The organism is Nostoc sp. 'Lobaria pulmonaria (5183) cyanobiont' (assembly GCF_002949795.1).
Classification (GTDB): domain Bacteria; phylum Cyanobacteriota; class Cyanobacteriia; order Cyanobacteriales; family Nostocaceae; genus Nostoc.
On sequence record NZ_CP026694.1, the window covers coordinates 1 to 18,521 of the forward strand.

An 18,521-nucleotide genomic window follows, 5' to 3' on the forward strand; every position below is an offset into this window, starting at 1 on the left:
ATGGTCAGCGTTCTAGTAGTGAACTGTACAGTTAGTCTTGTAGCATAAAAGTAGTTTTTTAGTAGTTGATTTTGATTCAAGTGATTTTGAATTCGCTTTGATCATCACTTTTTTTCAAAAAAACTTTCCGCCAAAGATGGCGTACTGTGCGTCAGAAAAAGATGGATTCCAAGGCTTAGACCCTCTAAAGCGTGTTTTAAATTAGTAGGAAAATATGGGGATAAATCGGGTGACTTTTGGGATTTATTGGGAATTATTGAGCTAATGAGAATTTGGTGACTGGAAGATGTTGAAGAGGTAAAAAAATCAGCGATGAATTTGAATTTGCGTTCTGTAGGATTGGGATATATTGAGTTTAATTGGTGAGAATTGGTGAAAATCGGGAATTTTGGCGATTTTCGGTGTAATTCACAAAACAGCACAATTGTAATCTTTCACAAGATTTATTTACAAAGGCTGAAGGGATTACGGTATAGGCGTTTTAGCCTTTTAGGAATAATTCTTAACAAGGGGTCAAAAACGGGGTAAATTTTTGTAGATTTAATGTTGAATCTTGGTTCTGGCACGGTGATGCCCTAAGCGATCGCACTTCAACCGAGTTCCCAACAAACAATTCCGTTTGTTGGGGTAAATATAGCGAACGGCGGATACCCTTAAGTAGTTTATTTATAAAACAGTAAGCTAACGGGTGGCAGTGACCACCCATTTTTATGAGCCAAAGTGAACCTCCCTCTCGGCGGCTGGTACTAGCATCTCAAGTTGCGCGAATTCACCCAAGGTCAAAAACCCGTGCAGTTCCGAGTAAGAAAGAATTTCCATTTCACTCAAAATATCCTTAACCACCTCCCAACTTGGATTAAGGGATTCCAAGATACAAGCGATCGCTTCTGAGGCTAAAACCTTGGAATCTTCGGAAGATCGCACCTCCTCGGATTCACCCGCACCACTTTCTAGCTCTGACGCACCAGTGACGCATGAGTTTTCCATGCTCTGTAAGGGTTCCGCACCACTTTCTAGCTTTTCCGCCCCACTTTGGGAGCTAACCGCCCCAGTTTCGCCCCAGTTCCCGCCCCAATTTTCCTTATCCTGTAAGACTTCCGCCTCACCCGCCCCAGTTGGGGTTACATATTCTTCTTTTTCCATTGTCGGAGAAAGCAATTCAATTTTCATATCTGACTCTTCATTGTTTTCTCCAAAATTAGAAAAACTGGAGCGGGTGGGGCGGGTTGCTTGCTGTGACTGGGTTTCTGGGGCGGGTAGTGGGGCGGGTATGGGGCGGGTTGACTCTAAAGTGGGGCGGGTAACTTCCAAAATCCCGATGCCTTTCAGTATTGGAATCTGTTTTTTGCGAACATCACAGTATCTAGACCCTTTAACTGCTTTGGGGAAGAGTTGAGCGATTCGAGCGATGATTTGGTTGATGCCCTTCACGTTTTTGTCGCTGGGGCGAACTTGGTCGATCCATGTCCTACGATTGTTGTCATCTATAGTTAATGTGCCGTTTTGCTTGTACCAATTCTCTAGGAGCATCCACAAAGCGCTTGCCGACATCTCGCCGCCTTCGACGTAACCGAGTTTTTCGTCTTCAATGAAATCAAATAGGTGGTTATTTTCTCTCTGAAGGTTGCGGAAAGCGTCGGTTGTACATTCGTAATCAATCCCTGACTCTATGAGGTTGTTGAGAGCTTTTAGCATTCTATTTAGGAATGCGGGGGCTAATTTCGTTCTGATAAACTCTGGGTCATAACGGAATCGGGGGTCGCCTTTTATCTCGTTTGAATTGTTTGGGTCAGGATTATCTACAAAGGTTTTTTTGAATTCTAAAATTGCAATCCTATCTTTGATTGCTTGTATTACGCCTTGAAAAGCGGGAGTCTCGTTTAAGTTGAAAATACCTATTGCGTTAGAAGAGAATTCTATATGGTCTTTCCCTTTCTGTTCGCAATGTAGTGTATCTCCAGTGACAAATAATTTTAAACTTTGAAGTCTATCAATCCTAGATGTTTGTGGGTTTTCAGAAGCCCAGTTAACTCGACTATATATAAGTGGGGCTAGTCCGAATTTTCTGCCTTCGTCGTAGGATTGGAAGTCACCCAAGGAGACAGAAGTTAATCCATTCTTTCCGTAAATCGTTGATACACACTCGCGCAGAGCATCTTTACCATTAGAACCAAGACCAATTGCAAACATTGCTTTTACCTCTCTCCCTCTAAATTTTCTAACAGTTTTAAGGTCAATTGATGCAGCAACATTTCTAAGAAATATTTCTTGCTGTGGCTTGTCTAAACAAGCTAAAAGTTGCTCACAATATGTATCGTCAGCATTAGGGTCATATTCAATTAACGGTTCATAAATGAAGTAGTCCTGGGGCGTATGCGGGTCTAATCTTATTGTAAAATCCCTGCCTTCCCACTCAACCTTGACTATTCCATTGGTGCAATTTACACCAGGAGGATTGATTAGTTCTGGGTCAATTTCTGTTCCCATTTTCGCCCATTCCAAAACCTTTTTGACTGAACTGGGTGAAGCGTAAGGACAAGTTTTTTTACCCTGTTCATTCTCGACCACAAAGGAATTGCAAAAATCATAAATCCTTTTGCGCTCTGTAGAATCTGGAGAGTGTTTGTAGTGGTTGCCAGTGTGAAAGTAAAGCTTATCAGCAGCACAAATCCAGTTCTTATCGCCGTAGAGAGCTTGAAAAGCTTGCTGGGTAAAGGCTACAACCGGATTTTGGTCGTCATCATCAATGATATCTACCTCTGCCTGTTGCGCTTGCGATCGCTGCGCCACAGCCGCGTGAATCTCCTGCTCTAACCGACGGATAAATTCTGGTGTTTCCATCTGCCCCAAGATTTCTTTGATGTCACTTGATTTATATGGTAAATCGGGGCAGATGTCGTGCGGGTTAATTCCAATAAATGCAATTCCTACTTCGGCAGCACATTCAAGGCAAGTCTGGAGTTTCTTCAGTCCAGTGTCGTCTGGGTCATGTAGAAAAATGATTAATCCTATGCCTGAATCTTTGATAAGTTGGTATTGGGGTGTGATTGTTTTCTTATCCCATGCACTGCCTTGAAACGTAATCCCAGCAAGACCATGCTCCCGACCAACTTCTACGCATCCCTCACCTTCATGCTGGAGTAGCGCCGGGGTGACATTCACTGATTTAGCAGCAGCTAGCGCTTCATCAATGCGGTAAGCTTTCCAGGGTTCATCCCCTTTTCTCATCTCTGGAGTGCCATCTGGAAGCCTGTGCCATTGGCGGAAGGATTTATCTTTTCCCTTCTCTTTGATGTAATCTGCCCATTCATAGCGAATTACCCATTGGGTTTGTGAGTAAGGATAGATTGTTTGTGTTGCATTCCCTGGTATTCCCTTTGGGAGCTTGCAAGTTATGTTTTGAGTTTGGGGTATGTCAGTCGCCGCTTGGGTCAACATCACCAGTGCTAATTCACCATCTGGAATTGGCGCACTTTTGGGCAAGATTCTCTTGGGCTTCGCTGCCAAACGGTTTAGAGATGGAGTGTAATTAGCCCCTGCCCTTTCTGCCACCACTTCAGCCCAGGGTTTAATCGCCTCCCGGATGTCTTTGCACTCACACTGGTTAAAGCAGCTGTACTTCCCAGTTTCTTGGACAATGGATAAATTATGCCCACCGCAAACTGGGCAGATGTATTTATTTTTCTCTCTGGCTGGTTCTAACTGGTCTACAAAATTGCGAATATCAAAGGAGGCGAACGCCTGTTGATTGGGGAATTGTGCAACCATTACGCGATACCTCGAAGAACATTATTTAATTTTTGACAATTGCTTAATACATAAGTTGGCGATTGTTTCGGTTGAGCCAGTGCATAGTTAGGCTGATGAAAGCGATCGCGATCGCAGACTGTAAATTCTTCTATTGAATAGCACCAGTCTGGTTTACCGCAGTGGGGGCAAGCGTTAGCAATAGTTGCGAATAGCAGCTTGCTGGTAGTATCAGTATGAAATAGCTGTTTTTTTGACACTTTACAAATCCTCCAGTATGTGTAGTGGAGGAATTGGAGCTATCCCGTGGCAGTAATCTTCTAGTACAAACGTTCAAAAATCACGCTTTGCTAAAATTTCCGAAACGCTGTTGACATCTGGTTAGCCAGTGTTACATTAGCTTTACACCAAATCGTGTACGATAAAATTACTATTAGGGATATTAATTAGGCGGTCAAACCCAATCCCCAATTCCAATTGAATGAAAATCTGAAAACCTCGGTCTCCCAACGGGAAACGAGGTTTTCAACTTTTAGCCTACTTGTACTTGGATAACCAAGCCCTAACAAAGTTGTTGACTTCCGACTCTGTAATGACAAATGCACTGCCTTTCCTCCTGAGAACTAGAACTCTCATATCTCCTATCTCCGTATAAAGATGTTCCTTGTGATTTGGCGATGCCTTAGTGGGAGGACATAAAACCAAAACTTTTGCTGTGGGAGTCTTTTGAGCCTCACGGGAGGTCATCAAAAACTTATCTTTGTTCTTGTTGAGCCACTTTTCATAATCTGCTAACTCAACCAGTGGGCAAGGGTTCCATAGTTTCAATCCATTATTATCTTTGCGCTTGACCTGTAAAACCTCTCTTGCTTCGTTGTAGACAATTTCCCTATCTCCTTTTGACCGGATCGAGATAAACAGGTGAGTTGTTCGTGGAAATCTCACAAACAAGTCGATAGGGTTGTTGTTTTCTACCGGAAGTGTTGGGAAAACTTGCACTCCTTCGTTTTCAAACTCGTGGAAAATTGAGGTTCCTAATCTTTGTAACCTTACCAGTTTTTGAGTTACTACCAACGGCTTGTAAGCCAATCCAAAAATTAACCAACCTAACGGATGCATGACACCACCCGTACCCAGCGCAAGACCACCAGCCGCTAGAGCAACGGTGGATTGATAATCTATCGCCTCCCTAATTTTTTCAAACGCTGCTTCGTTGTGCAGTGGGAGTTGAAAATTTGCTGTTGGGTCTTTCAGGGTAGTCATTGGAGACTTTAAACATTAATGATGATCTAAAATCAGCACGAACTGTACTGATTCTAATGCTTGTGGCTTTCGTCAGTCATGGTGTACCCTTATCTTTTTTGTCCTTCGGTGCTGGTGTTTCACCTTGCCGAGATTTTACTGCTTCAGCGATTAGGATTGCTCCCATCTGACTAAGCGATCGCATTTCTGACTCTGCCATGTTCTCTACAGCTTCTCCTATATCATCTGGCAGCACAACCGATATTCGTTTACTCATAATCTCATTCTGTGAACAATTCATAGAATACTACTTCCTCCCATTAGTTTATTTCTTGTTAGACAGTAGCATTTTACTATTTCGTAGTAATTGACGCAAAATGCACACTTTGCTACTATAACATTATCAAGCCAAAAACAGCCACCCAACAAAGGCAATAGAAGCCAGAAAGTGATGCTATGGCTAACCGCTAACTGGATATTTGGACTTAAGGCGGTTGAGCCTCTAAATTCTCCAAAGCCAGGAAAATCAAGACTTTCACCAACCATCTGAACCATGACAACCGTATACACCAATGCCAAAAACTGGCTCGTTCAAGCTGACTTGTTAGCCAAATCCGGGCTAACTGACCTTATCGCCGGAAAAGACTCAGGTGCAGGGTATGGGAAGGCAATCATCGGTGATTTTTCGATCATGATGCCTGCCGCATACTCACTTGTTCGCAACCGAAACATCATGCACCACGAAACCATCTCAAAAGATGGCTGCTGGGTGCGGCATGTAGAAGGTTCTCGCCTGGACTTAAAAGACGTTCAATTCTTTTGGGGCAGTGCAGCGATCGCTCAAAGTGACCACACCTTGCTGCACGAGGATAAGGCCAAAAAAGCAGAACTGGCACTAGAAAGCATCCTTGCAGACTTATCAGTTCTTAATATTCCCGATGGAGTCAAGCTAGAAATTAGTTTGAGCAATCACAACCCCGAACGCTGGGCGACTGAGATTAAACGCAGAGTATCGGGGACTCACACCTTTGAACATCTGCACCCTGTAACTCGTTCTATTGTCACCAAAACAGTTGACATCGCGGTTACTGGCATTTATCCCGAAGGATTTGGCAGCATTGCCCACTGCTTATTTGGTGAAGCATCCCTGGTGCTTGACCCCTCAGAATTAGCGATCGCTCTCGATATCGGTTCATCAACTTGGTTGGTAACTGTCTTTAACGGCAGTGGTGCAGTGATTGACCGTCACTTGATTGAAGGTGGTTGCGGTGAACTGCATACCATGATTGCAGAAGCGCTCGACAAACGAAACGACCGAGTGAGTCTGCTGTCCAAGGATGTGAAGCACTCGCCCAGTCTCGTTAACCAGGGGATTATTGAAGGCACTTTCACTTATGGCGGCAACCACCTCACGGGCAAGAAGTTTGAGGCAGAGTACAGCCAATGCCTAGATCAGTGGTGGAGTACCAGGATTGAGAAATTCGCCAACTTTGTGACTGCTGGCAATTATCTAGACCGCGCTAAATACCTTGTCGCCTGGGGTGGGGGTGTTTCGCTGCCAGTGGTGGATCAGAACCTAGCCGATTTAGGTTTTGTGGTCTTGAATAATCCTCAATTCATCAATGCTTTGGGGTTGAAACTATTAACTCAAATTGCAAAGGGAGCTTAATTAATGAATTACGAATCTCGGCGTATAACCATCTCCTACCTAGCAGTAATTGAATTGTGCAAGATTTTTGATTTACCCCAAGATGCACCGACACAAGCATTATCAGCAGGTGTAGAGAAGCTGATTTTTCAACATGGCAATGTGCAAGCATCACCCAAAGCAGAAACAGCGCCATCTACACAGCCTAATAAATCGGCACTTAGCGCAATGGTCACTAATTTTAAAGGGGCAGCATGAACAGAACCACATTTAGAAACACGGTTTTAGGCATTGGTGCAACAGCAGCAGCATTAGCCCTTGGCTACTTCGGAGTCCAGCAGCTTGGCAGAAACAATATGTTTACCATTGCCGCAGCTGTCGGAGGTGGAGGTGCAATCAGCTATGTACTGCAAAAGCCGAGTGAGCAGAAACAAAGAGCCAGTGAGCCAGAAGCACCAACCGCACCAATCAAAACCCAAAGGAAAAGAAATAAGTTGTGAGATCCCAAACATGATGCAGACACAACCCCAGAAGGCGACTAGCTCTCATTATCAGTAGTTCGATTTGAGTATTGTATAGAAAATAGGAGGAATTATGTCACAGTCCGGGTTTGAGGCGCTTAAAGAAATGATTTCTAGAAACCTCGATAAAGGTAAAAAAGGGGAGACAACCTTTCATGGTGAACCGTCTGAAAATGTCAGTCCAATTTTAAGGGCAGCTAGCGAATTAGGTTTAGAGCAACACACTGTTTTGAAGCCAAACGGGGAGACTTACAAAATCACTCTCAAGCGAAAGAATAGCGAACAAACGTGATAAAAACCCAAAGTCAAGGAAACAAGTCATGAGCGACCAAGATACCATGCAGACACAGCCAAGCCTAACAACTACCGAAATCATGACCATCATCCTGGGTTGCGAACAGATTCTTCGGTTCGTGCAAGCATCCCCAAATTATCAACAAATCGAAGCGTCCGAACGGTTCAGTACATCGAATGACCTAAAAATAGGTGATGCAGTGCAAGCCTTGATGGAGATTCACGAAGCGATTCTAAATATCGAGTTCTACTCCCAAGTTTGAGGAAGCAAATGTTAGAAACGACAGCCCTACAACGTAACCACCTCTATGAATTCCGTGGTCAACAACTGCGCTATAGCCACCACTCTAATTGTCGAGTCAATGCACCTTTCGTTTTTAACGACTCTAAGGGCAGGCGTAAAGAATTAAGTCAAAACCAAGTCCAGAGGGAGGTTTTTGAACTTGTTGAGTTTTGTGAGAACTGATGATGAAGCGATTGCCCCGACCGACCAAAGTAAGTGCAATCGCCTCACCCGAAAGTGCATCAAGTACACATCGTTACAAGGATTCTAACAAATGACACTTGATTACAAAAATCCCAACGATTGGGGACGCTCACCTCTGACTGACCGCGCCCTGAGATTAGAGCAATTCAAAGCAGAAAATCCTGAACAGTGGTCAGCAATGATTTCGGCTGATATTGAGGCACTTGACACACCGCTAGAAGAAAGTGAAAATTACCCACCCTTCACCGGAACTGAATTCTTAGCAACTCATGAAACAATCGATGACCATCCATACTCTGCTGCATTTGGTCAATTCTTGGGTAATGGGATTGACGCGGACATTGCAAATACTTTGGCGTTTGGCTGCAACAGATTTGATTTAATATCTGAAGATTTGGACGACCCCATAAGGCAACTAGCAACGAGAATTTATAGCCGATTTGAAGAGATGGGCTATTGGCATGAATTGCTCCAAGAGTCGAGCGATATCAACTACGACTTAATACCTTATTAGGAGATTAAATGGCACGTAATTTTGGAGGAGCGAAACTCAAAAATCATATTCCCAACAATGCCCCCGGTACGTTAGGAGCAATGGGGAGACTGTTTGATGTGTCGGCATCAGAGTTCAACAAAGCCTTACAGGGAGATCAAACGGTAATCACCAAAATTGCAGACATGGCGCGACTGTCTGACACAGCTAAGGCCAATCTGCCTAAAGCTTTGGAAGCATATCGGAAGATTATTGAAACAACTGGCGATGTAAACCAAGCCTACGCTGAACTGGTGCAATTGACCCAAAAACACGGTACGCAAACCCTGAAAGCTATCAACACCAGTAAGACAGGAGAGCAGCGTTTTAAGAACGAGATGACCGAAATGCAGGCGGAACACGTCAACGCTACCACTGCCGAGGCCACCCGTCACGCTCAACGTTCATCCTTGATTCAGATATCTGGGGCCACAGCAGACCTTATGGCATTGGCTAAGTATGAAGTTGATTTAATCAAAGCTTCTAACAAGCTGCCTGAGACACAAGACGCAGCAGATCGAGCTTATGAAAATGCCGTAACTAGCGCACTGTGGACTAATGGCAGTGAAGCCAAAACCGACCGCATACCAAAGCCCAATTACTCGCGTACTGCTGGGATTAGTCGAGTAGGCGACTGGTTCAGGAATTTTATGGGCATCTAACCATAGTTAGCTAAAAGCCAGTAGTGACGGAAAACTCTGGCTTTTTCTGTTTCACCCCAGGCGAGGTAAACATGAATGAAATTGATTCCCTATTATCACAGTTCCAAACGAATGGCGAACAATCCACACCGTTAATGTGGGGTGAAACTACTGAAGAAAAACCGACCCCAGAGAGCGAAGACGGCGATCGGTTAGAGCAATCTATTAGAGATGTCTTCAGTAACAAGCAACTGCTAAACAAAGCACTGGCTACATTCCTGGGTGTGTTTACTGCCAATGCTGGAGTCAGCCTACTAACAACTCTAGGGATTGGGGCGATCGCTTCTGGCACACTCGGCAGCATTGTACTTGGGCTATTTTTCGCCAACACTCTCACGAAAATTCACTATGACGGCAGAATCTATATTGGTAAAGACTTCATAGTGGCGACTGCCCAAACTGCAAGTGTAGGGGCTTCGCTGTGGGTGGCTTTTGACGAGTATCGAATGGTGTCTAATGCAACTAATACAGGTAAGACACGGTTCTATTCAGAAGTAAGACAGTACGAAGTTAAGCCCAGTCCCCAGACTGACACCCCTTGGTTAATGATCGGGTTGGCAGCATTAGGAGTGTTGTTGCTTGCAGCTATGACGAGGGGGAGAAGCCAATGAAACGTAAGCAGTTTGAGGATTATTTACGATCAGGAACAGCCAACAATATCACTGTGGGGCTGCTGGCAACCATTGGCTTAATTTGTGGGGCAAAGTCATTTACTGGCACGATGATTAGTTTGGTTGAATATTGCTTCATCCCCGAAAAGCTCACTCATCCGGTTAACCGTCAAAGGTACTGCACTCCCAACAAGCGTTACATAATGCCCGAAGCGGAGTTTTATGCTGAAGCTTATGCACCAGCTAACCCAGAGTTTCAGCGTGATAACTTCCTGCCAACCAAAGCTACCCGTTTAAGAATAATCCCCCCAAGTAACCCGGATAAGGCTTTGTGGGGATTAGCTTCAGTGTTTTTTCTAGGAGGAGCCTATGGGTTATCCAAAGCTAGGGAATGGCGATTAGTCCAACTAATGCCCTCTGTTAGGGAAGAAATTCGTAGCAACTGGTTAATTTCTAAACTTTGGTACGGGTTAAGGCTCCATAAGGAAGCATATAGCGCACAACTAGATTACGAATTCCACCAATGGACGGAGAATAGACGGGTAAGAACCGCGCAGTTGTCACAAATGACACCGCAAGAGTTAGCCATCTTTCAGGAACAAGTGAGATTAAGGGCAGAGGCAGAAGCACGGGTGCAACTGCAACAGGCAACTGGACAACCAGCCGCAGCATTACCAGGGCAGTCAACGCAGGATATTGCTAATCCTGGGGATAAGGTTGAAGGAAGCTCTCAAGAGACGCTACAACAAAATATTGCTGGAAGTCTTCACCCATCAGAAGCTCTTGCCCTGAATACTTTGCAAGCCCTAGCCAGAGCCGATAGCTCTACTGCTTTAGTTGCCGCACCGGGAAGCGGTAAATCAGTAACGCTCAATTACTTAATTGAGAAGATTTTGGCAGATTCACCTAATGCTGATATCTGGGTAATTAGTGCTAAGAATGATAGTTTCTGTGGTTTACGAGAGAAGGAGAGAGTAATTGTCTTTGATCAAGAAAACCCAGACCTAGCCAAAGAGGTAATTGATAGCTTTTACACCGACTACAAAAAGCGTAAGCAACTACCAGAAACAAAGCGCGAATCCTTACCACCATTGATTCTAATTCTGGATGATTGGTTAGTGATTGCTGACCAATTAAGCAAGCATTACTCCGACTGGAATTATGGGGGTAAATTACTTGATGTTTTACTGATTGGTCGAGAGTTTAATACTAAGTTTATTGCCTCGCTACAATCTTTTAATTTGGCGGCTTTGGGCATTGAAAAGATGGATGCTCAAACCCGGATGTGTCTCAATTTACTGCTCTTAGGTAACAGGTATATCAAGAACGAAAGGGAGCAAGAATCTTATGGGGTATTGGAGTTGATTTTAAATAGAGGTGACATTATTCCAGGTAAGCAAGAGAGAGAACAAATTAAATCTAAATACCAGTCAGTTAAAGCAGTCTCTTATCAAAACTTACGTCCAGTGATGATTGCTTCCGTTGGAGGTTTTGTTGTGGCATTAATGCCAAAATTATCTAATAAAGCCAAGCCGATTGCTTCGGAGCAGGAATATCTAGATAGAGTATATGAGCTTGAATTTAATTTAAGTCAGACTCACCATCACCAACAAAAGCCATTATCTGAGGTGGCTAAAAAAATTTATGAATACTTCCAGAACGTGAAGAACAAAACGCCAAAAACATTACGGGATTTGAAGAAGGCTGACAGATTATTAGGCTATTCAGACCAAAAATTAATTGATGGTTTAGCTGAATTACTTAAGGCTCATAAGATAAATTCTGACGGCAATGATAACTACTCCCTCCCTGATTGGTGAGCGTATTGCCGTAATGCCGTAGTGAGCAGGAGGTATGTAAAACTGGCTTTTCTGGGTGTCTACGTCAGGAGGCAGCAATCACGGCAATCCTTGCCCTGTATAGGTCGTAGACTACGGCTGCTTTACGGCATCGTGGACACCCACGGCAGAGACACCAATAATAAATCAGCCAAAAAATAGCCATTTATTATTAGAAGATTATCACGCATCATGCTAAAAATTGTCATCGTTGAACGAGAACCATTCACGCTCTTAGGTATCAAGACTGCTATTTCACAATCTCCTGACATAGAAGTTAGTGGTGAAGCCACTCAAACAATGTCAGGAGATGACTATTACTCCTACAACACACTCCAGGAGCTTGAAGATAAAATGAAAAAATAGCTGATTTTAAATAACAGTCTTTTCTTGTTGCTTAGAAACTGGCATTAAAAACAGTTTTGGGAATAAAAGTCCAGAACGATTTTTGTAGTCATCAAACTCAGAGTAACGAGATAAAGAAGAGTCTTTCTTAAGCATATTTGGAATAAATATCATGCTGAATAAACCTCCTATAATCAAGAATGGGAGCCAGTGTTGAGTCAGCATTTTTTTTCATATACTACTAATGCCCCTTGCTCTGTTCGTTTAAGGAAGATAACTTAATCCGCCGACTTTCACGCGATAGTGGTACTAAAACTGGGGCTTGATTTTGAGTATTGCTTTCTTTAAAGCTTTCCACCACTTTAGATAGTTGTGCAATTGTCGATGCTTCAAATACGCTACGCAAAGGTAACTCCACACATAAACCGTCGCGCACTCTAGAGACAAGCTGAGTTGCCAGTAATGAATGACCGCCTAATTCAAAGAAATTGTCATAAATTCCTACGCGCTTAATTCCCAAAACCTCAGCAAAAATTTTCACCAGCACTTGTTCAACAGCAGTCCGAGGTGCGGTGTAATTTTTAGGCAATTGGGGCTTAATTACATCATGCAATGCTCTCAAGGCGCGGCGATTGACTTTATCATTAGCTGTTAGAGGTAAAGACTCTAATACTACAAAAGCTGATGGCATCATGTACTCAGGCAGTTTTTGTGCTACGTAAGTCTGTAACTGCGGCACTAATTTACGCGCTGCTTTGGCTTGTAGGGGATTATTGGCGTAAGATTGCCAGGGACGAGAGTGAGTCGTGCTATGTGGAAAAATAATTCTCTTACCTACTCCATCTTGTCGTACAAAAACCACATCATAATGACCTTCAATACTTGAATGTGACCAGGTAATATCAACCCCATAAGGTACATTCAGCGCATATAAATCTTCTGGATCTACTCCGAAATTTTCGAGTTCTTGCAAAGCTTTACGTATTTGACCTACAGTTTTAAAACCTTCTACGTTTGATAGCCATTCTGCTGTTTTAACTGCTGACATTACCCGCGCATTAGGTACATTGATAATGCTTAATATTTCTGGTTGATTCTCAATTAATAACTGACGTACTGCTGAGATTGTTAGATTATCTTCAGACCAGTTCAGCACTGAATAATTTCCAGTATTCTTAACAGTTTCGGCACTAATATGAAGAATCACATTGTAACGAAACTCAGTTAACTCATTGTGATGTTTACCCCGCATCAGTTGAATTTGTACATGATTTATCTGGGGAAAGTGTTGCTTTATGGCAGTAAAAAAAGCTGGGTCAATGACTAACTCTGTTTCTTGAAATATTTGCATTTGTACCCGTTGCTGCAACTCGAAGCTGCTAAGGGTAGGTTCAGCTTGATACAGTTGCACTGACGCATGAAAAGCTTGCAAGAGTGGCAAACTACGCACATCTCCTATGAAGATAAAGCCACCCGGAGCAGTTGCCTGCACAGCACCTTCTAATACACTAATCAGATAATCAATAGTAGGAAAATATTGTACAACCGAGTTCAGAATTACTGCATCAAAAGCTGCTGTTTCTACTTTCTCGAAGTCAGTAGCCATTTGCTGATACAGCGTTACCTGCGGCATTTCTTGCTTTTGTAACTGCTGCTGAATGTAGTTAAGTGAAACTCCGGAAAAGTCTGTCCCCCAATATTTAGTGCAGTGAGGTGCAACCCTAAACATAATTAAACCTGTTCCACAACCAATTTCTAACACTCGTTTAGGTTGAAAAGCCAAAATTTGCTCGACTTGGTTATCCACCCACTCACGCATCTGCTCTGATGGAATAGGTTGATTTGTATAACTACTATTCCAGCCTACAATATTCAATTTTGGATCGGAATCAACAGGTTGGTTATAAGTTTCGTCATAGAGCATCTGCCATTGCAAAACTTGCTCATTCTGCAATTGCATTAATTGCATATTCTCTTGCTCGCTGCTGTATTCGGTTTTTGGTACTACATAAGCTACTAGGCGTTTTTCTCCTTTCTCCTCCCGAATTATAACTACAGTTTGCTGCACTGCTGGATGCTGACTGAGTACCCCTTCAATTTCTCCCAACTCAATGCGGTAGCCGCGGATTTTTACCTGCTCGTCGAGGCGACCTAAAAATTCAATGTTGCCATCTACTCGATAGCGAACTAAATCACCTGTCTTATAAAGCCGTGCTTTTAATTTATTAGTAAAAGAATGATAAATGAAGGATTCAGCAGTTAAGTCAGAACAGTTTAAATAACCTCGCGCCAATCCATCACCACTTATGTACAACTCTCCCGAAACGCCGAGGGGTACAGGTTGTAAATATTTATCTAATATGTAAACTTGTGTATTGGCGATCGCACGACCAATTGCAGGTGCTAAATTATCTTTATGTTTAACATAAATATGAGCAGAAGTTGTAACAACTGTGTTTTCAGTTGGCCCATAATTATTAACTACTTGAAAAGGATGGTCAGCTAAAGGATATTGATTTAATTTGTCTCCACCTGTGAGTAATATTCGTAAAGCCGCGTTCTTCGGAAAATCTAATAATAAAACTTTCTCTGCTAAAGGTGTTGGTATGAAAGAAATTGTTATCGCTTTTGATACTAGCCAATCTCGTAGTTGTTCAGGTATTTGCCTGATTTCATCATTTACAAAATAAATGCTTGCACCAGCACTAAGATAAGGCCAAACTTCCCAACCGCAAGCGTCAAAGCCAACTCCCGAAATCTGCGTTGCTCGGTCAAGAGGTGAAACTGTAAACGTTTTTTGATGCCAAAAAACTAGATTTAACAATCCTTTATGTTCTATTTTAACCCCTTTAGGCTTTCCAGTTGAGCCAGAGGTATAAATAACATAAGCAAGGTTATCTACTTTAACTTGACTGGTAAGATTATCTTCAAGTTCTTGAGTAATAATTTCCCAATCACTATCTAAAGCGATTACCTCTGAATTATGGGTTCCTAGACGTTTAATCCATTTATCTTGAGTTAATAAAACTGAGATGTTAGTATCTTCAAGCATAAAGTTTAAACGTTCAGACGGATAGCTTGGATCTAAAGGTACATAAGCTCCGCCTGCTTTTAGGATGCTCAACATCCCGATTACCATATCAAAAGAGCGTTCTACACAAAGTCCTACTAAAACTTCGGCTTCAACTCCTAATTTTTTTAGATAATGTGCAAGTTTGTTGCTGCGTATATTTAACTCCTTGTAGGTGAGTTGTCTGTCTCCAAATACCAAGGCTATGGCATCAGGTTTCTGCTCTGCAAAACTCTCAAATAACTGATGGATACACTTATCCTGAGAATAATCTGCCTGGGTATTGTTCCATTCAGCTAATAATTGATTTAGCTCAGATGCGCTTAAAAGTGGTAATTGTGCAATTCGGTCTTCTGGATTTGCAACTATACCCTCCAGTAATATTTGGAAGTGTTCTAGCATCCTGGTGATAGTAGCGTCATCAAATAAATCAGTGCTGTAAATTACAAAACCACTAATTCCCTCTGAGCTATCTGCCCATAACCCATTTTGAGTATTTGGCTCCCACAAGTGGAACTCCAAATCAAAGCGCGTTGTTTCCGTTTCAAATGGTAGCGGACTTAAAGTCAAACTAGGTAACTCTAACGCGGACATTGGCGCATTTTGGAGCGCAAAAACTACTTGAAAGAGTGGATTTTGATTTAAATTCCGCTCTGGATGTAGTTCCTCTACAAGTTTTTCAAAAGGCAAATCTTGGTGGCTGTATGCCCCTAAAGCTACCTCTTTGACTTGACTCAATAATTCCCTAAAAGTTGGATTTCCACTTAGTTGGGTACGCAGTACTAAGCTATTGACAAAAAAACCAATTAATCCCTCAATTTGACTGCGGTTGCGATTGGCAATAGGTGAACCGATAGCAATATCTTCTTGTTGTGTGTAGCGGTAAAGAAAAACTTGGAATGCTGCTAGTAGGGTTATAAACAAAGTTACCCCTTCTTGCTGTCCGAGAGCTAAAAGTGCTTTGCTCAAACTTTTTGATAATTGCAGAGGTTGCCTTGCACCCTGGTAACTTTGAGCAGCTAGTCTTGGTCTGTCGGTTGGCAGATTTAGCATAGAAATGCCATCTAATTGCTTGTGCCAATAACTCAGTTGCTTTTCTAATACTTCCCCTTGCAACCACTGGCGTTGCCAGTATGCAAAGTCTGCATATTGGGTTGTAAGTTTCGCTAGAGGAGAAGGCTGATTGCTGGCAAAGGCTGTGTAAAGTGCTGCTATCTCTTGAATCAGCACCCCAATAGACCAACCATCACAGACAATGTGGTGCATAGTCAGCAGCAGGATGTATTGTGTCTCATCCAACCGCAGCAGTTTTACTCGTAGCAACGAATCAGTTGATAAATTGAAAGGATGTTGAGCTTCTTGGGTAGTAAGTTGTCGTGCTTGTATTTCTCGTTCGGCTTGTGGCAGTTGCCGTAAATCTATTACTGGTAAGGGTATTTTGAGCGTAGGATTAATTACCTGAACTGGTTGCCCTGACTGGATGACAAAAGTGGTGCGTAAAGCTTCATGTCGGCGCACAATTTCGTTAAAAGTTTGCTCTAGCGCGGCTTGATTGAGCGAACCTGTTAAATTTAGTGCTAGTGGAATGTTATAGAAAGGATTATTAGGGATTAATTGGTCAAGAAACCACAGCCGTTGTTGAGCAAAAGAGAGGGGAAGATTTTCTGACCGCGAAATAGATACTAGAGGTCTAAAGCTGTGATTCTTAGTACGATTAGATACTTCTAAAAATTCAATAATTTCTGCTTTCCGCTCTTGAATTTCTGCACGCAGTTCTGCTGTAATAATTCCTTCAGGGGCGTTACAGCGAAACTTTTCACCATCAATAAAAACTTGAATATCTAAGCTGCGAAGATAAGATAAAAACTCAACGGTATTCAAAATTACACCCCTTCGCAACTATTGTTACAACAAAGGCAGAGGGCAGGAGGCAGAAGGCAGAAGGAAAAAAGCATTAATAAAAAACTTGCATTTGCAGGGTCTAAAGCCCAGTTTAAAAAAGGAATTGTATCGAGACGCGTAGCGCGAGATAGAAAGCGTCCAAGATAAATCACACGTTTTTAAACGTGGGTTCCCTTCTGCCTTCTGCCTTCGTACTTCTGCCTTCTGAATTATAAGCTTTTTAAGCTTTTTTAAATAAATAGTTATTTCTACTTAGCTGCACTGCTTATTAACTAACCCAATATTTTTATCACACTTATAACAGGGTATAAATCATTCTTGAGGTTGAAAATCGGATGGTTGTAACTGTGGTATGAACCTAAAAGACAATGCAGTTAATGACGTATCGCAAGGTTTAGGCTCATGCTGTTCATGCCTCATAATTTACTGCTCGTATGGTTGAGTCAACTGCTGTCCGTTGGGGTACTTGGTGGGGGAATATACATTCTCTATGAGTGGTACGAACGAGAACTTGTAGGAACATCTTACTTGGTGGCTGGACTAATAATGGTTCTGTGGACTTTTGGCGGTCGTTTTATCAGTTTGCCACTGCTGCGCCGCCCTGGAGTCGAGGAACCCAAGTTTATGCGTAGCAAAACCGTGCAGCGCTTGTCACGTCCAGATGGGAGCGTGTTGCAAGTAGAGTTTTTTGGACCTGAAGATGGTCAACCAATTATTTTGTCACACGGTTGGGGGCCAAACAGTACTGTATGGTATTATGCCAAACGACAACTGAGCGATCGCTTCCGAGTAATTGTTTGGGATCTACCAGGGCTAGGAAAATCCTCCAAACCGAAAAACAACGATCACTCTATAGAAAAATATGCCCGTGACTTGGAAGCTGTTGTTGCCATAGCAGGGGATAAACCTGTTATTTTGGTAGGACACAGCATGGGTGGGATGATTAACCTGACATTCTGTCGCCTGTTTCCAGAGCAATTAGGGAGTCGGGTGGCTGGCTTAATTCTTGTAGATACTACTTACACCAATCCGGTAAAAACTTGTATTTTTAGCGGTCTGGTACGTAAATTGCAGAAACCGGTACTCGAACCTGTGTTGTACCTGACTACTGTGCTGTGGCCGATTTTTTGGTTGATGACTTGGCTCTCGTATTTGAATGGTTCGCTGTACATCACTGTCGAACTGTCTGGATTTACGGGTACTGAAACACGTGGTCAACTAAGTTTTGCAGGTCTATTATCAGCATTGGGTTCGCCTGGTGTTCTGGCTCGTGGCACACTGGCAATGTTGAAGTTTGATGAAACAGAAACACTTGCAACTATTAACATTCCTGTATTGGTTGTTTGCGGCAATTCAGATATAGCAACTAAACCTGTTGCAAGCGATCGCATGAAAGCAGAATTGCCTTACTCTCAAAGAGTCACCATAAAACCAGGTGGACACATGGCATTGATGGAACAAAACCAACAGTTTGCCAAAGCAGTCAGCACGTTTTGTGCTGGCTGCTTATAGCTGGGATGATTACCTAAAACTTCCTTTGCTTCTTCACGGGCTAGATGTACTTAGTACCTTTTGATTAGTTC

At 42.7% G+C, this 18,521-nt stretch carries 17 protein-coding genes; 12 read left to right on the plus strand and 5 right to left on the minus strand.

Features of this window, described 5'->3' with window-relative positions:
* Positions 1-708: 708 nt before the first annotated feature.
* The 4 genes from NLP_RS31785 to NLP_RS31800 form a co-directional block, all read right to left on the minus strand.
* Complete coding sequence (locus NLP_RS31785) at positions 709-3,768, minus strand: DUF5906 domain-containing protein (protein ID WP_104910186.1); 3,060 nt, start codon at positions 3,766-3,768, stop codon at positions 709-711.
* Positions 3,768-4,007 (minus strand): hypothetical protein, encoded by a 240-nt coding sequence (locus NLP_RS31790; RefSeq protein ID WP_104910187.1) that lies wholly within the window; start codon positions 4,005-4,007, stop codon positions 3,768-3,770. Before NLP_RS31790 ends, NLP_RS31785 begins: the two co-directional genes overlap by 1 nt.
* Before the next feature lie 277 nt (positions 4,008-4,284).
* Positions 4,285-5,010 (minus strand): hypothetical protein, encoded by a 726-nt coding sequence (locus NLP_RS31795; protein WP_104910188.1) that lies wholly within the window; start codon positions 5,008-5,010, stop codon positions 4,285-4,287.
* Positions 5,011-5,086: 76 nt separating this feature from the next.
* Positions 5,087-5,266 (minus strand): ribbon-helix-helix domain-containing protein, encoded by a 180-nt coding sequence (locus tag NLP_RS31800; RefSeq protein WP_158680629.1) that lies wholly within the window; start codon positions 5,264-5,266, stop codon positions 5,087-5,089.
* Between the two features lie 276 nt (positions 5,267-5,542).
* Between NLP_RS31800 and NLP_RS31810 the strand changes: the two genes are divergently transcribed.
* The 11 genes from NLP_RS31810 to NLP_RS35385 all read left to right on the plus strand — a co-directional run bounded on the left by NLP_RS31810 (position 5,543) and on the right by NLP_RS35385 (position 11,987).
* Entirely contained in the window at positions 5,543-6,658 is a 1,116-nt protein-coding gene (locus NLP_RS31810; RefSeq protein WP_104910190.1) for a ParM/StbA family protein, read from the plus strand.
* Between the two features lie 3 nt (positions 6,659-6,661).
* Positions 6,662-6,895 carry a hypothetical protein gene (locus NLP_RS31815; protein ID WP_104910191.1) on the plus strand — a complete coding sequence of 78 codons (234 nt, stop codon included), beginning with the start codon at positions 6,662-6,664 and terminating at the stop codon, positions 6,893-6,895.
* Entirely contained in the window at positions 6,892-7,137 is a 246-nt protein-coding gene (locus tag NLP_RS31820; protein ID WP_104910192.1) for a hypothetical protein, read from the plus strand. The genes NLP_RS31815 and NLP_RS31820 overlap by 4 nt, the downstream gene beginning before the upstream one ends.
* Before the next feature lie 94 nt (positions 7,138-7,231).
* Positions 7,232-7,450 carry a hypothetical protein gene (locus tag NLP_RS31825; RefSeq protein WP_104910193.1) on the plus strand — a complete coding sequence of 73 codons (219 nt, stop codon included), beginning with the start codon at positions 7,232-7,234 and terminating at the stop codon, positions 7,448-7,450.
* Between the two features lie 28 nt (positions 7,451-7,478).
* Entirely contained in the window at positions 7,479-7,715 is a 237-nt protein-coding gene (locus NLP_RS31830) for a hypothetical protein (RefSeq protein ID WP_104910194.1), read from the plus strand.
* A gap of 8 nt (positions 7,716-7,723) precedes the next feature.
* Positions 7,724-7,918: a hypothetical protein gene (locus NLP_RS33890; RefSeq protein WP_158680630.1), complete on the plus strand. Its 195-nt coding sequence runs from the start codon at positions 7,724-7,726 to the stop codon at positions 7,916-7,918.
* A gap of 91 nt (positions 7,919-8,009) precedes the next feature.
* Positions 8,010-8,453, plus strand: coding sequence for a hypothetical protein (locus NLP_RS31835; RefSeq protein ID WP_104910195.1), 444 nt, complete (start codon positions 8,010-8,012; stop codon positions 8,451-8,453).
* Between the two features lie 8 nt (positions 8,454-8,461).
* Positions 8,462-9,133 (plus strand): hypothetical protein, encoded by a 672-nt coding sequence (locus NLP_RS31840; RefSeq protein WP_104910196.1) that lies wholly within the window; start codon positions 8,462-8,464, stop codon positions 9,131-9,133.
* Positions 9,134-9,204: 71 nt separating this feature from the next.
* Positions 9,205-9,783 carry a hypothetical protein gene (locus NLP_RS35380; protein WP_104910197.1) on the plus strand — a complete coding sequence of 193 codons (579 nt, stop codon included), beginning with the start codon at positions 9,205-9,207 and terminating at the stop codon, positions 9,781-9,783.
* The gene (locus NLP_RS31850; protein WP_104910198.1) at positions 9,780-11,603 is read left to right on the plus strand and encodes a hypothetical protein; all 1,824 of its coding nucleotides are present in this window, start codon (positions 9,780-9,782) and stop codon (positions 11,601-11,603) included. The genes NLP_RS35380 and NLP_RS31850 overlap by 4 nt, the downstream gene beginning before the upstream one ends.
* Positions 11,604-11,813: 210 nt before the next feature.
* Complete coding sequence (locus NLP_RS35385; RefSeq protein WP_234017407.1) at positions 11,814-11,987, plus strand: hypothetical protein; 174 nt, start codon at positions 11,814-11,816, stop codon at positions 11,985-11,987.
* A gap of 220 nt (positions 11,988-12,207) precedes the next feature.
* Here NLP_RS35385 and NLP_RS31865 read toward each other — a convergent pair whose 3' ends face one another.
* Entirely contained in the window at positions 12,208-16,917 is a 4,710-nt protein-coding gene (locus NLP_RS31865) for a non-ribosomal peptide synthetase (protein WP_104910199.1), read from the minus strand.
* Positions 16,918-17,340: 423 nt separating this feature from the next.
* Here NLP_RS31865 and NLP_RS31870 point away from each other — a divergent pair, with 423 nt between their 5' ends.
* Positions 17,341-18,450 (plus strand): alpha/beta fold hydrolase, encoded by a 1,110-nt coding sequence (locus tag NLP_RS31870; RefSeq protein ID WP_104910200.1) that lies wholly within the window; start codon positions 17,341-17,343, stop codon positions 18,448-18,450.
* The last annotated feature ends 71 nt before the right edge of the window (positions 18,451-18,521 follow it).

Excerpts from the sequence above, each read along its gene's own strand:
- NLP_RS31870 (WP_104910200.1), top strand. The coding sequence starts at position 17,341 with ATGCTGTTCATGCCTCATAATTTACTGCTCGTATGGTTGAGTCAACTG.
- NLP_RS31815 (WP_104910191.1), top strand. The coding sequence starts at position 6,662 with ATGAATTACGAATCTCGGCGTATAACCATCTCCTACCTAGCAGTAATT.
- NLP_RS35385 (WP_234017407.1), top strand. The coding sequence starts at position 11,814 with ATGCTAAAAATTGTCATCGTTGAACGAGAACCATTCACGCTCTTAGGT.
- NLP_RS31835 (WP_104910195.1), top strand. The coding sequence starts at position 8,010 with ATGACACTTGATTACAAAAATCCCAACGATTGGGGACGCTCACCTCTG.
- NLP_RS31820 (WP_104910192.1), top strand. The coding sequence starts at position 6,892 with ATGAACAGAACCACATTTAGAAACACGGTTTTAGGCATTGGTGCAACA.
- NLP_RS35380 (WP_104910197.1), top strand. The coding sequence starts at position 9,205 with ATGAATGAAATTGATTCCCTATTATCACAGTTCCAAACGAATGGCGAA.
- NLP_RS31850 (WP_104910198.1), top strand. The coding sequence starts at position 9,780 with ATGAAACGTAAGCAGTTTGAGGATTATTTACGATCAGGAACAGCCAAC.
- NLP_RS31825 (WP_104910193.1), top strand. The coding sequence starts at position 7,232 with ATGTCACAGTCCGGGTTTGAGGCGCTTAAAGAAATGATTTCTAGAAAC.
- NLP_RS31840 (WP_104910196.1), top strand. The coding sequence starts at position 8,462 with ATGGCACGTAATTTTGGAGGAGCGAAACTCAAAAATCATATTCCCAAC.
- NLP_RS33890 (WP_158680630.1), top strand. The coding sequence starts at position 7,724 with ATGTTAGAAACGACAGCCCTACAACGTAACCACCTCTATGAATTCCGT.
- NLP_RS31810 (WP_104910190.1), top strand. The coding sequence starts at position 5,543 with ATGACAACCGTATACACCAATGCCAAAAACTGGCTCGTTCAAGCTGAC.
- NLP_RS31830 (WP_104910194.1), top strand. The coding sequence starts at position 7,479 with ATGAGCGACCAAGATACCATGCAGACACAGCCAAGCCTAACAACTACC.
- NLP_RS31795 (WP_104910188.1), bottom strand. The coding sequence starts at position 5,010 with ATGACTACCCTGAAAGACCCAACAGCAAATTTTCAACTCCCACTGCAC.
- NLP_RS31800 (WP_158680629.1), bottom strand. The coding sequence starts at position 5,266 with ATGAGTAAACGAATATCGGTTGTGCTGCCAGATGATATAGGAGAAGCT.
- NLP_RS31785 (WP_104910186.1), bottom strand. The coding sequence starts at position 3,768 with ATGGTTGCACAATTCCCCAATCAACAGGCGTTCGCCTCCTTTGATATT.